This is a genomic window from Paenibacillus mobilis, assembly GCF_058267595.1.
On the sequence record NZ_JBZCMS010000008.1, the window covers coordinates 122,002 to 135,422 of the forward strand.

Genomic DNA, 13,421 nt, shown 5'->3' on the forward strand with positions numbered 1-13,421 from the left:
GTGGCGAAAGAACATGAAGAGATGGAAAAGGTACAAATTAAACAGGAAACGGATGCGGCCTGGCAGCGCCTTATGAACGCGCTGGAGCAGGAGCCCCGCAGCGATTATTGGGAACAAGCCGACCGCCAAGGCGGACTTCAGACTATCAAGGCAGAATTCGAAGCTTATACACAGCAGGAGAAATTTAACGAGGCTCAGGGTTCGGCTTTGAAAGAAAAGGATGCTTCCGAGACAGGGAAAGAAAAAGAGAAGGAAACTCCTGCCGGACGGCCGGCAGCGGCTAAATCCCGGATGCGCGGAAGCCGGAGAGCACGCAAATGGACGGCTTTGGCGGCTGCCGCAGCCGTGGCGGCGGCAGTGGTCATCACCCCTGCGGGCAATCAGGCGCTGGCCTCCATTCTCGGGCAATTCCGGATGGAGCAGGTTACGCAGGTTAACGAAAAAGACATGCAGCAGCTGTTTAACTCTGTCTTCCAGTCAGGCATTTCGGATAAGGAAATCAACCGTTTCGGCACCTTTACGGTGGAGACCGGCAAGGAACTGGGTGAACTGACGGCTGCTGAGGCGGCCAAAGCGGCCGGCGTTCCGGTGCTTCCGGAGTCTTTGACAGGGAAACAGCAGCATATTTACGTGAGTCCTGGCAGCGAGCTGAGCTTGAAATTGAACGTAAACGAGATCAATAAAGCGATGAAGCAGCTCGGCGCAAGCAAGCTGTTCCCGTCCAGCGTGGACGGCAAAACGATTAAGCTGGAAGCTTCGCCGATCGTTTATTACGATATTCCGCTGGACAAAGAGAAGGTGGGCGGAAGTTTATCGCAAATGCTGGCTCCTTCCGTTTCTATCGACGATACGGCCGATATGCAGGATGCGCTGGATGCGGTCATTCAATTCCCGCTGCTGCCGCAGCCGCTTAAAAGCAGCCTGCAGCAAAGCCAGCTTCTGACTACGGGCGAAATGCCGCTGCCGGTGTTTACCCAAAACGGGTCTCAATCCGAGCAGCTCACCGTCGGGAAAACCAAAGTGCTGCTGAACTCCACTAATTACCCGGATTCCAAACAGCTTGAAGCTACCTGGGTGAAGGACGGCGTATTATATAACTACAGCGTGTACTTCAATAGCACTCAAGCGGACGTAGAGCAGCAGTTCCGCACAAAACTGCAGGAGTTGGTCCAAGCGTGATTGCCATACAGTCCGAAGGTTTAACGAAGCAATTTCATAACGGCCGGGGGTGCCGCGATGTTTCCATCACGGTACAGGAAGGGGAAGCCTTTGGCTTCCTCGGCCCCAACGGCGCGGGTAAAAGCACCTTTGTAAAGATGCTGGTCGGCCTGATCTTCCCTACGGAAGGTCGGGCTTCCCTGTTTGGCGAACCAGTCGGCAGTCTGGCCGCCCGGCGGTATATCGGTTATCTGCCGGAGCTTTACCGGTATCAGGAATGGCTGACCGGCGAAGAGGTCGTACGTCTTCATGCCAAGCTGTGCGGATTATCCCGCGCGGAAGCGGATCAAAGAGTATCCAGGCTGCTGGACCAGGTAGGCATCGGTCTGCGGTCGAGGGACCGGGTCAAAAATTACTCCAAGGGCATGCAGCAGCGACTGGGGCTGGCCTGCGCGCTGGTTGGCGACCCTAAAATTTTGTTTCTGGACGAGCCGTCCTCCGCCATGGATCCGATCGGGCGGAGCGAAGTCCGCCAGATGCTGCATGAATGGAAAGCGGAAGGCAAAACGATCTTCCTGAACTCCCACCTTATGGAGGATGTAGAGTCCATATGCGGTCGTGTCGCGCTGCTGAATAACGGAGAGATTCTGCAGCAGGGCAGGGTTGAAGAGGTTCTTCGGCAGCGGCCGGTCTGGAAGCTTAAGGTAGGCGGATTCTCACTGCCTATGCTGGACTGGCTTCGCGAAGAAACGGGTTTTGCCGTTCGGGTTGCCTCAGTGGAACAGGACGGTACGGCCGAGCTGGAAGCCGAGCTGCGGAGTGAAGAGCAGGCCGGCTGGCTCCATGCCCTGGTCATTGAACAGGGCATGACGCTGTACGAAAGCGCGCGCGCCAAAACCCGGCTTGAGGAATGGTTTGTCGCCGAACTTGCCGGCAAAAGCCACAGGGGGGAAAAGGCATGAGCATGATTCTACGGATGACCTGGAAGGAGCTGCTGCGCAAACGGGTGCTGCTGCTTACGTTGATTTTGACCCTCGTCTTCCTGGTTACTTTCTGGTTTATCGCTTCGGCCATCGGAGAAGGCATGGATCAGAATCCCGCGTTAGAGGGGGATATGCAGCTGATTGAAAAATTCAGCCGGGGGCTGTTTATCGTCAGCCTGGGTTTCTTTTTTGGCTCGTTTGTTTTAGCTTTCCTAGCCATATTCAGTTCTTCTTCGGTCATTTCCGGCGAAGCGGAGCAGGGCGTCATGCAGGCGATGATCCCGCGTCCGATTGCCAGATGGCGCTGGTATGCCGGCAGATGGCTCGGCTACGTATCGTTTGGCCTGGCCTATGCGTTAATCCTGTATACGGCGATCCTGATCATTGCCGGGATGCATTCATCCGTTCCGAGGGATTGGACCTCGCTGGTCGTTTCCTATCTGCTGTTTGCTTCCGTCGTTCCGCTGTTGGTATCGGTTTCGATGCTCGGCTCCGGGTACCTTTCCGCGATCGGCAACGGCGTTTTCATGACCATGCTGTACGGGGGAGGCTGGCTTGGCGGAATGATCGACAAGGTCTCCTCCCAACTGGGTGCGCTGGGGACAACGATCGGCCATTCCTTAACGACGATTTCTGGGCTGCTTTCTTTGGCTATACCTGCCGACGGATTGCAGCGGAGCATGATGAATCGTCTCTACAATATTTCCGCCCTGAAGGAGTTCATTGATCCGAGCAGCGGAGGTCTTTTATCCGTCTTCGGCATTGGAATGGCCCCTTCCTCCGCTTTTCTATGGTACGCGCTGTTTTATACGCTGGCAGCTTTATTGCTTGGAATTTGGCGTTTCCAAAGGAAAGACCTATAACCTGCCGGATTCAGACTTGAGGCTTTTATAAAAAATAAGAAATCCCCCTTAACAAGGCCAATTGAAATAGCCCTGTTAAGGGGGATTTTTTACCCGCTGGGCGGCCGGCAGCATATGTCCCGGCCTCGTCCAACCCGGCCGGATCAAGCTTTTTCCGAAAAGAGCTTGCGGTATTGGCCAGGGGTATGGCCCGTTTCCTTCTTGAACTTGCGGATAAAGTTAGGCGTGTCCTGATAACCGACGGTTTGGATGATGTCCTTGAGCGGTTCATTCGTGGTGGTCAGCTTGTGGATGGCCGCCGCGATTCTTTTTTGCCAAATATACTGTACAAAATTAGTACCGACTGCCTCTTTGAACGAGCGGCTGAAATGGGACACCGAAATCGAATATTTGCCGGAAATAAATTCGAGGCTCAAGGAATGATCCATATAATTGCTGTCGATGTAGCCGACAATTTGATCCATAAGCGAAAGCTCTTCTTTTTTCTCGCTCTGTTCGACCCAGGTGCAAATCCGCGAACATAAAGCCTGCAGCTGGCGGTTCAGCTCCTCGGCCGATTGGAAGGCCTCTTGTCTCGGAATATCGCTGACCATATTGCCAACGCCCAGCTCAAGCCCGGTTTTGATCACGGTATTCACGATATCAAAATATACGCACCTGGCCAGCTTCAGGCAGAATCCGGCCTGCTGCAGGTCTTTCAGCGCTTCGTCGATCGTTTGGACGGCAACGGTATAGCTGCCCTGCTTTAAGCTTTGGGACAATTTCAGCAGCAGATTTTTTGAAATCCAGCCGGCTTCGCTGGACGACTCGGACAGCTCCTCAAAGAAGGTTACGCTGCCGCTGCCCGCGGAAACCCGGGAATCAAAGGCTGAACAGGCTTCGATAAACGATTGGTTAAGCTGTGCCGGACCGGAATAGCTGGTTCCTACCCCTAATACGGAGTGGAAATGGAAGGTGGACGCAATCACCTGCTGAATGCTTCCGGTAATTCCGCACATTTGCTCCTGCTCGGTTTGTCCCTCCAGGGGATTAAAGCTGACGATAAGCGCGATCTGATCCGGCTTGGGCAGCTCGACGCTGTGTACGTAAGCGGCGTGCTCCCTGAAGCCGGTTTTGGACAAGGTTTTGATCACGGCCTGCCAATTTGGCGGTTCCGCGGAAGTTTCGTCCAGTCCGCTCAGTTCGCTGCGTCCCGCAACAATGACGAAGTGGCGGGTACCCTCAAAATGAAGGTTGATGGATTTGGACAATTCGGAAGGCAGGCTTTCCAGGCTGCCGTATTTCAGCAGCATCAGCAGGAAGTGGTTTCGGGCGTAAGGCTCCTGCAGATCGGCTTTTGAGCTGTATTCATGCAGGGCGGTGCGGATCCGTTCCAATTCGTTTCTGCTTTCCCTGCTTCCGGGCTTGTCATGAGCCGTAGAACCGGACTTGGAATTGGCGAACTGGACCAGATCGAAAATCGGGTTATACTGCTTCCGGGCCAGCAGCAGGGCGGCTATGGAACCCGTTATCAGCACGGCGGAAAAGATCATGACGATCAGGCTCCGGATGTGCAGAACATTGCTGAAAAATTGAGCGCTTTGCATCATCGTAACGAACTGCCAGCCGTTCCGCTCGGATTTGACGGACACGACGGAATTGGCCTGGCCGCTGATATTCAGGCTGTGTATGCCGGGCGTCAAGGTGGTCAGCGTCTTTAAATCCTCGTCAGGCAGCGCGCCTTCATGGTTGTAATTGGCGGCAAGGACCTGGCCGGTATTATCGAAAATGAAAGAAGAGCCCTGGTAGTCGCCCAGGATGGAATTGATCAAGGCGGTGAGCTCCGATTCCTTGATCAGAAACATTAAGGTGCCGTGCGGGTTCGGGCTGTTCGGCGTAATCGGGACAAGGAAAGCCAGCATGGACTGATTCAGGGAGCCGTTTTTGCCAACAAGGTTGACGGGACGTACGGAAGGGAATTTAACTTCATTTAAGTCTTGAATGACCTGATCGCTTTTCCAATTGCGAAAGGTGAATTTTTCTGTAAACACGCTGAGGCCCGACATGCCTGCCGTTGAAAAAATACTGTCGTCTTTATGGAAATACAGAAACATTTCATTAATAAGCGGACTGGTGGATTTGTAGTTCTTAAGCGTATTGATGGCGTAACGGCCAAAGTAGGGATCGTGCACCTGGTAGCGGGTCAGCTGCTCATCATAGGAAACCCGGGAGGCGATGTCAGAGAGCTGACTTACCAGGTTGTCTACGATGGATTTGGTCTGGTTCAGCTGATTCAGGTGGGATTGCTCGATTTGATTGCGAAGATTGTTAACGGCGCTGTTATAAATGATAACCGTCAGCAGAATGAGAGGAATCATCAGAATTAACAAGTAGGACGAAATGTACTTTAGGAATAAACGCGATTTGAAGTAGCCCAGCTTCATTTCCATTTCCCCTTGTCATTATTTTTAAATAAAAATGTAATAGAGTTTGCTGGATAAAGCAAGGAATTTAAACGGTTTGCGAGGCCCAGCGGATGTGTCATTTTTGATGATAGCTTTTCCGGAACGGAAAATGACGGTAACATGAACCCTACATCTGCAAGAACGTGTCATCTTTTATGTATGCGATTACATTTAAATTTTAGCACAAAAAATACATATTCGGCCAGATGGGCCGTAACTGGATAGGTAATATTTGATGACATGGGAACTGTCAAAAAGGGAGCTGCTTTGGTTATCCCAGCCAAAACTACATGTTTACGAAACGGGACCGGTTCTATAGACTTCGATTTACACCCGGTTAACACAGGCATGACAAATCCAAGCTTAACTAATCTAAGTGGAAGGATTGAATGTTAGGCAACCTGACACACGGAGCCGGGGGCATTAAACTATATAAAATGGACAATCGGCGGCCGGAACAAATTCCGGCGGTGTACGCGTTCATTTTGTATAGCCATCGAGGAAAGGAGTGGGATGATGGAGGAGAACGCACAAATCGCATTAGAGGCTCCAATGATCCGGACGACGAAAGCAAGGAATAAAACCTGGCGGAACATCCTGCGAAATTGGCAGCTGTACGTGTTTATCGCTCCGGCCTTTTTGAGCATCGTCATTTTCAGTTATTTTCCAATGTACGGGATTCAAATCGCTTTTAAAAACTTCATCCCCGTAAACGGCGTTTGGGGGAGCCCCTGGGTCGGCTTCGATCATTTCGTCCGCTTCTTTAATTCCTATTATTTCTGGGATCTGTTATGGAATACGCTGAGCATCAGCCTGTACGGCCTGGCGGTAGGGTTTCCGATTCCGATCATCCTGGCGCTTGCTTTTAATGAAGTGAAAGACGGGCTCTTCAAACGTACGGTGCAGACCGTAACTTACGCCCCGCACTTTATCTCCATGGTCGTCATGGCGGGCATGATCATTACGTTCCTGTCGCCTTCTTCGGGCATGATTGTTCATATTATTGAAGCCTTTGGCTTTACGGCTCCGGACTTTCTGACCGATCCAAGATGGTTTAAAACGATGTATGTCCTTTCGGATGTCTGGCAGAGCGCCGGATGGGGGACGATTATCTATCTTGCGGCTTTAACCAGCGTTGATCCGGGCCTGCACGAAGCGGCGATCCTGGACGGGGCTACGCGGTTCCAGCGGATCCGCCATATCAATATTCCCGCCATCATCCCGACGATTACGATCCTGCTGATCTTGAACATGGGCAGCCTGCTCGGCGTCGGCTTCGAGAAAATCCTGCTGCTGCAAAATCCGCTGAACATGGATTCCTCGGACGTGATCTCAACCTTCGTCTATCGTTCGGGCCTGCTGGATGCCCAATACAGTTTCTCCACGGCGGTGGGTTTGTTCAACTCGGTCGTGAACGCGATTCTGCTCATTCTGGTGAACCAGATTGTACGGCGGACCAGCGAAAACAGCTTATGGTAGAAGGGAGTGGCCGCAGGTGATATCAGCAATCAAAGAGACGAAACGGGACCGCTTTTTCCTGACCTGCAATTATATTTTTCTCGCCATTGCTTTTGTGGTAGTGGCTTACCCCGTCATTTACATTATCAGCGCTTCAGTGAGCAATCCGAGCTACGTATCCTCTGGGGAAATGTGGCTGTGGCCGAAAGGGCTGACCTTTGAAGGTTATCAGCGGGTTTTTAGGGACACGCAAATCTGGGTCGGCTACGGCAATACGATTTTGTATACCTTGGTAGGCACGCTGGTCAATCTGGCCGTCACCATCCCGGCGGCTTATGCGCTGGCCCGGAAAGATTTTGTCGGCCGTAACTTCTTTATGGCCGTGTTTATGGTCACGATGTTTTTTGGCGGGGGACTGGTGCCGACCTACCTGCTCGTGAAAAATTTAGGACTCGTCAACAGCATGTGGGCGTTGATCCTGCCGGGAGCTACCTCCGTCTGGAACCTCATCGTCTGCCGCACCTTTTTTCAGAGCGCGATTCCAAAAGAACTGCAGGAGGCTGCGGAGATCGACGGCTGCAGCAATTTCCGGCTGTTCTTCCGGATCATCCTGCCGTTATCCAGCTCCATTATTGCCGTTATGGCCTTATTCTTTGGGGTCGGTCACTGGAACAACTACTTCTCGGCGATGATTTATTTGAACGACCACGACAAATACCCGCTGCAGCTTGTCCTGCGCCAGATTCTGGTGCTGCAGGAGATGTCGGCCGAATCCGGCGCCCTAAACGCCTCGACGGCATCGGCGCTCAACAATAAAGCTGAGGTGGCGGCACTCGTCAAATACGCGGTCATCATCGTGTCGACGCTTCCGGTCATCATTGTGTATCCGTTCCTGCAGCGTTATTTTGTGCAAGGCGTCATGATCGGCTCCGTCAAGGGCTGATTTGGCCATATAAACAAACAAATAGGAGGTACATTTTATGCAAAAGCTGCAACAAAAAGGGGCTCTCGTTTTAAGTTTCATCCTGTTGATTTCCCTGCTTTCCGCCTGCGGCTCGTCAAACAAGACGGCAGACAGCGGAAGCAGCAATGGCAGCGCTGCGGGAACGGGTTCATCGAACGCCGACAGCGGCGTGAAGAAAGACGGTTTTCCGATTGTCGACAAGCCGATTACTTTGACTATGCTTGCCCCGGATTCGGGAATGGCCGACTGGAGCACTATGCCGGTCGTTCAGGAAATGGAGAAGCTTTCGAACATTAAAGTCCAGTTCCAGACCGCTCCGATTGACAGCTTTGCAACGAAAAAGAACCTCGTATTTGCCAGCGGCGACCTGCCGGACATGCTTTATGCGGCCGATATCACTCCGGCGGAGCAGGTGACTTACGGCAGCCAGGGCGTCCTGATTCCGCTCGAGGATCTGATCGACAACTATGCGCCGAACCTGAAGAAAATCCTCGATGAGAATCCGAACATCCGCAAGAATATTACGACCACCGACGGGCATATCTATGCGCTGCCTTACATTGACACCGCCGCGGTCTGGTACCGCAGCCCGATGTGGTATAACGGCAAATTCCTGAAAGCCCTCGGCGTAACCGAACTGCCAAAAACGACGGAAGAGCTGTACACGCTCCTGAAACGCGCCAAAGAAGAAGATCCGAACGGCAACGGCAAAGCGGACGAAATTCCGCTGACCTCCGTCAAGCTCGACGACCTGCGCATGTATTTCTTCGGCTTCTGGGGCATGTACGACACGGAGATTTATGCCGATAAGGATGGCGAAGTGCACTATTCCCCGCAGGAGGAAGGTTATAAGGGGTATCTGACCTTCATGAATCGTTTGTGGAACGAAAACCTGCTGGATCATGAAACCTTCTCCCAAACCGACGATCAGAAGAAAGCCAAAGGCAAAAACAATCAAGTGCTGCTCTTCAACGATTATTTCCCTTATTTCACTTTGGGCGGGGAACCAAGCTCGGATAACCCGATGATGACGCCGGTCAGCAGCGAAATCGCCGGAACGCCGGTATACGGCCTGCATCCAGGCATGTCTGCAAACGGTACTTTTGCCATTACGAAAAGCGACAAAAATCCGGAAGCTACGATGCGCTGGATCGATTATCAATACAGCTACGAAGGCGCGACGCTCTGGACGCAAGGACCTGAAGGCACGCTTTGGAAATACAAGGATGAAGCCACGCATGAAAAAGAATGGCTGCCTGTGCCGGGCGGCGGCGACCGCGAGGAATATCGCGGCACGATCACGCCGAACTTTGGCATCCTGACGCCGGGTGTTAACCTGCCGGAGATGACCAACGGTCTGAGATCGGACTTCGACGACTGGATCAATAAGGAGAACCAGGAGAAACTCGTGCCGATCGGCAAAGTTCCGTTCCCGAACGTTTATCTGACGAACGATGAACAAACCGAGGTTTCCGCCCTGTTGTCCGACCTGGAAACCTATGTGACGCAGATGGAAGCGAAGTTTGTAACCGGACAGGAGCCGTTGTCCAACTGGGATAAATACGTGAGCCAGCTGAAGAAGATGGGCGGCGACCGGGTTCGCGAGGTTTACCAGACCGCGTATGACCGCTGGAACAGCAATAAGTAAAAGCATTTCACAAACAAAATTCCAATTTTAGCGAAGGAGGGGGAGATCCCCCCTTTTTCATTAACGAGGTGAATGACCGTGGACGAAAGCTGGACCCGTACGGCCCGGTTCAGACAGGACCGCTTCGGCATGTTTATTCATTGGGGGTTATACGCCATCCCTGCGAGGGGCGAGTGGGTCAGAAGCCATGAGCGGATCAGCAACGAGCAGTATCAGCCTTATTTCGAAGAATTTAATCCGGTTCGCTATAACCCCAAGGAATGGGCGAAGGCAGCGAAAGCGGCCGGCCAGAAATACGCGATCCTGACTACCAAACATCACGACGGCTTCTGCCTGTTCGACAGTCAGCTGACCGATTATAAAGCGACGAATACGCCTGCCGGACGCGATCTGGTGCGGGAGTTCGTGGAGGCATTCCGGGCCGAGGGCATAGGCATCGGTTTCTATTATTCGCTGATCGACTGGCACCACGAGGATTATCCGGCATACGGCGACCGCATTCACCCGATGCGAAGCAATGAGGCTTACAAGGATAAGGATCACCGGTTTGAACGTTATCTTGAATATATGCATGGTCAAGTCCGCGAACTGCTGACGGGCTACGGGAAAATAGACATCATGTGGTTTGATTTCTCTTACGACGAAATGACCGGGGAAAAGTGGAAAGCAACCGAACTGGTGCAAATGATCCGCAGTCTTCAGCCGGACATCCTGATCGACAACCGGCTCGGCGGTCATATCAAAGCCGCGGAGCCCGAAATCTATGCCGGCGATTTCTATTCGCCGGAGCAAATTGTTCCGCCCGGCGGTGTGGTGAACGGGCTCGGGGAGCCGCTTCCTTGGGAGGCCTGCATTACCCTTAACGATAACTGGGGTTATCATGCCGGTGACCCTCACACCAAATCAGCCAGACAGGTCGTGCGGGCGCTGGTCGAATGCGTCAGCAAAAATGGCAATCTCCTGCTTAATGTCGGCCCTGATGCGAAAGGCGAAATTCCGGCAGCTTCTCTTGAGGTGCTGGAGAAGGTTGGCCGCTGGATGAAGCACAGCGGGGACAGCATTTACGGCTGCTCCGCCGCCGATCTTCCCAAGCCGGAATGGGGCAGGTATACGCAGCGGGGCAGCCGGCTTTACGCCCACGTCTTTGACCGGGGCATCGGCCCGATCTATTTTGCCGGCCTCAAGGACCGGATCAAACGGGCGCGCCTGCTGGCCGACGGCTCGGAGCTTCAGGTCAGCGTCCCGTGGATGGCGGAGCAGTATTCTGACATTCAGGGCGGCGCCTTCATCCACCTGCCCGGCGCGGAGTCGGATGAGGATATCGATACGGTGATCGAGCTGGAGCTTGAATAGGCTAAAAAAGGCTTTATAAGTATGCTAAAGAAATGTTGGCAAGGAAGTAAAAGAATTCCGAAGAAACGGCAGTGGTCGCCTTTGTGATAGGTTTTCTACCTTCTGAAAATATTTCAAGAAATCCGGGAACAACAGCGGCCACAAAAACATTCGACATCGGAGCGGTTCGGAAGGACGTGCTCCATGCGCGGTTTAACTTTAATCTAGGAGGAAAATCATGAGCGATCTAAAAACGACGGAATCTGGAGCAGGTGTGCAGGAGGAGACCTTGCTTCCAGAGGAACCGGTGGTTGAAGAGGGCGTACACAACTACAGCAGCGAACGCGACTGGGTCAAACCCGAAGATCCGATCCTGCTGGAGCGTCTCGAATGGTTCCAAGATCAGAAGCTCGGCCTGATGATGCACTGGGGGCCTTATTCCCAGCTTGGACTGGTTGAATCGTGGGCGCTTAGCGACGGAGACGCGGACTGGGCCCGGCATGACATTGACTGGGGCGTAGACGGTGAAGAGCTGAAACGCGAATATTTTGCGCTGAATAAAACGTTTAATCCGATCCGCTTCCAGCCCGAGCAATGGGCGGAGCTGGCGGCCGACAGCGGTTTTAAATATTTGACCTTTACGACCAAACACCATGACGGGTTCTGCATGTGGGATACCCATACGACCGACTACCGGATTACGGGGCCGGAGTGCCCGTTCCATACCCATAAATATGCGGACATCTGCAAACAGCTGTTTGATGCCTTCCGGGCCAAAGGCTTGGCGATTTCGGCGTATTTCTCCAAGGCCGATTGGCATACGCCTTATTACTGGGCGCCGGGCATGGAGAGAGGCCGCCAGATGTGGCGCGGTCCGTCCTACGATCCAAAGGAATATCCTTGGCTGTGGGAGCAGTTCGTCCAGTTTACGCATGATCAAATTATGGAGCTGATGACCCGCTATGGGCGGATCGACGTGCTTTGGCTGGATGCGGGCTGGGTCAACGCCCGCCGGGATCAAGACATTCGCCTTGGCGAAGTCGTGGAGAAAGCAAGAGAGATTCAACCCTGGCTGCTGACGGCTGACCGGACCGTAGGCGGTCCTTACGAAAACCTGATTACGCCGGAGCAAACCCTGCCGGAGCGCCCGATGAACGTGCCTTGGGAAAGCTGCATCACCTTGGGGACCTCGTTCTCCTTCGGTTTCGAGGATAAATACAAAACGCCGCGCCAGCTGGTGCACCTCCTGGTCGAAATCGTGTCCAAGGGAGGCAATCTGGCGCTTAACGTCGGCCCGCAGCCGGATGGACGCCTGCCCAAAGGAGCCATCGCCGGCATGAAAGGGCTGGGAACCTGGTTGAAGGTGAACGGGGAGGCGATCTACGGGACGCGGGTCTGCGAACCTTTTTCGGCCGGGAATATTCGTTTTACCCGCAAGGGAGAAACGGTTTATGCCATTAATCTTTATGCGGATGAACAATCGGGGGTTCCAGGCAAGCTGCTGATTCCTCTGCAAACAGACGCGGAGCGCATCGATGTGGTCGGCGGACCGGAGCAGCTGGCCTTTGCCCGGACGGCGGAAGGGATTGAGGTCGAGCTTCCGGAAGGTCTCCGGAGCGGCGAAACGGCGATTGCGCATGTGTTTCGGATTGGTTAACGAGAGAAGATTAGACGTCAGAACAGCCAGCAGGAACGGAGGGGAGAACAAGTGAATTTTAGCGGGGTACCGGAGCCCAATCTGATTTATGCTCCCAAGCATTATATCTGCCGTAAAGCCCCCGGCAAGCTTGTGCCGGATGGGCGGCTGGATAAGCCGTTTTGGGCGGGAGCCGAATGGACGGAGGACTTTGTCGATATTGAAGGAGACCAACAGCCCAAACCGGTCAAACAGACGCGGGTAAAAATGCTGTGGGATCTGCTTCTCATCAAACCTTACCGGGACGGCGGACCGCCGGTCAACGGCTGGGATATTCAGGGCCTGCAGACCGCCGTTTATATTGATGGCGAATTGAATAAGCCGGAAGCGGTTAGCCGGATGTGGAGCGTGGAGGTTGCCATGCCGTGGTCGGCGCTGAAAGAATGCGCATCCGAGGGAAAACCGCCCGCAGCGGGACAGTTCTGGCGTGCCAACTTCTCGCGGGTAGAGTGGCGGACAGAGGTTAAGGGCGGCGAATACGTCAAGGTATTAAACCCGGAAACGGGCAAACCTTACCCGGAGGATAACTGGGTCTGGTCTCCGCAGGGCCTCATTAACATGCATTATCCGGAGCTTTGGGGATATGTGGTTTTTGCGGAAGGCGAAGAACCGGCAGGCTTTGAGATCCCGCAGGACGAATATATCAAATGGAAGCTGAGACGTCTGTATTACCGTCAGCGTAATTATTTTGCGGAGACAGGAGCTTTCTCGGAAGATCTAAACGAACTGGCCGGAGATTTCCTGGAGGACGTGCGGCAAATACGGCCGCGTATCGAAACGACAGCCCGGACGTTCCTGATGTCCGCGTCTTCGGCGGATGGAACCGGTACTTTTTATATCGGTGAAGATGGAAAATTGTGGAGGGAGTGAGTGAA

The 13,421-nt window shown here is 53.4% G+C and carries 10 protein-coding genes; 9 read left to right on the forward strand and 1 reads right to left on the reverse strand.

Annotated elements, in window-relative coordinates; translation table 11 throughout:
* Genes AC3ZPD_RS15965 through AC3ZPD_RS15975 form a run of 3 tightly spaced genes read left to right on the forward strand, consistent with a single transcriptional unit; the run spans nt 1 to nt 3,004 of the window.
* Nucleotides 1-1,179, forward strand: coding sequence for a hypothetical protein (locus AC3ZPD_RS15965; RefSeq protein ID WP_490985281.1), 1,179 nt, complete (start codon nt 1-3; stop codon nt 1,177-1,179).
* Nucleotides 1,176-2,120: an ABC transporter ATP-binding protein gene (locus AC3ZPD_RS15970; protein ID WP_490985282.1), complete on the forward strand. Its 945-nt coding sequence runs from the start codon at nt 1,176-1,178 to the stop codon at nt 2,118-2,120. The genes AC3ZPD_RS15965 and AC3ZPD_RS15970 overlap by 4 nt, the downstream gene beginning before the upstream one ends.
* A complete protein-coding gene (locus tag AC3ZPD_RS15975) occupies nt 2,117-3,004 on the forward strand; it encodes an ABC transporter permease subunit (RefSeq protein ID WP_490985283.1) in 888 nt (295 codons plus the stop codon). The genes AC3ZPD_RS15970 and AC3ZPD_RS15975 overlap by 4 nt, the downstream gene beginning before the upstream one ends.
* Nucleotides 3,005-3,147: 143 nt before the next feature.
* Here AC3ZPD_RS15975 and AC3ZPD_RS15980 read toward each other — a convergent pair whose 3' ends face one another.
* On the reverse strand, nt 3,148-5,427 hold the full coding sequence (locus AC3ZPD_RS15980; protein ID WP_490985284.1) for a helix-turn-helix domain-containing protein: 2,280 nt from the start codon (nt 5,425-5,427) through the stop codon (nt 3,148-3,150).
* Nucleotides 5,428-6,000: 573 nt separating this feature from the next.
* On the opposite strand from AC3ZPD_RS15980, the gene AC3ZPD_RS15985 reads away from it, so the two are divergent.
* The 6 genes from AC3ZPD_RS15985 (at nt 6,001) to AC3ZPD_RS16010 (ending at nt 13,416) form a co-directional block, all read left to right on the forward strand.
* Nucleotides 6,001-6,927 carry an ABC transporter permease gene (locus tag AC3ZPD_RS15985; protein WP_490985363.1) on the forward strand — a complete coding sequence of 309 codons (927 nt, stop codon included), beginning with the start codon at nt 6,001-6,003 and terminating at the stop codon, nt 6,925-6,927.
* A 16-nt stretch (nt 6,928-6,943) separates the two neighbouring features.
* Nucleotides 6,944-7,849: a carbohydrate ABC transporter permease gene (locus AC3ZPD_RS15990; protein WP_490985285.1), complete on the forward strand. Its 906-nt coding sequence runs from the start codon at nt 6,944-6,946 to the stop codon at nt 7,847-7,849.
* 37 nt (nt 7,850-7,886) lie between these two features.
* Nucleotides 7,887-9,518, forward strand: a complete 1,632-nt coding sequence (locus AC3ZPD_RS15995; RefSeq protein ID WP_490985286.1) for an extracellular solute-binding protein — start codon at nt 7,887-7,889, stop codon at nt 9,516-9,518.
* Between the two features lie 72 nt (nt 9,519-9,590).
* Nucleotides 9,591-10,871: an alpha-L-fucosidase gene (locus AC3ZPD_RS16000; protein ID WP_490985287.1), complete on the forward strand. Its 1,281-nt coding sequence runs from the start codon at nt 9,591-9,593 to the stop codon at nt 10,869-10,871.
* A gap of 217 nt (nt 10,872-11,088) precedes the next feature.
* Nucleotides 11,089-12,507 (forward strand): alpha-L-fucosidase, encoded by a 1,419-nt coding sequence (locus tag AC3ZPD_RS16005; RefSeq protein WP_490985288.1) that lies wholly within the window; start codon nt 11,089-11,091, stop codon nt 12,505-12,507.
* A gap of 51 nt (nt 12,508-12,558) precedes the next feature.
* Complete coding sequence (locus AC3ZPD_RS16010; RefSeq protein WP_490985289.1) at nt 12,559-13,416, forward strand: carbohydrate-binding family 9-like protein; 858 nt, start codon at nt 12,559-12,561, stop codon at nt 13,414-13,416.
* The last annotated feature ends 5 nt before the right edge of the window (nt 13,417-13,421 follow it).

Coding starts and splice junctions, on each gene's coding strand:
- AC3ZPD_RS15975 (WP_490985283.1), top strand. CDS start 2,117: ATGAGCATGATTCTACGGATGACCTGGAAGGAGCTGCTGCGCAAACGG.
- AC3ZPD_RS15980 (WP_490985284.1), bottom strand. CDS start 5,427: ATGAAGCTGGGCTACTTCAAATCGCGTTTATTCCTAAAGTACATTTCG.
- AC3ZPD_RS15985 (WP_490985363.1), top strand. CDS start 6,001: ATGATCCGGACGACGAAAGCAAGGAATAAAACCTGGCGGAACATCCTG.
- AC3ZPD_RS15995 (WP_490985286.1), top strand. CDS start 7,887: ATGCAAAAGCTGCAACAAAAAGGGGCTCTCGTTTTAAGTTTCATCCTG.
- AC3ZPD_RS16000 (WP_490985287.1), top strand. CDS start 9,591: ATGACCGTGGACGAAAGCTGGACCCGTACGGCCCGGTTCAGACAGGAC.
- AC3ZPD_RS16005 (WP_490985288.1), top strand. CDS start 11,089: ATGAGCGATCTAAAAACGACGGAATCTGGAGCAGGTGTGCAGGAGGAG.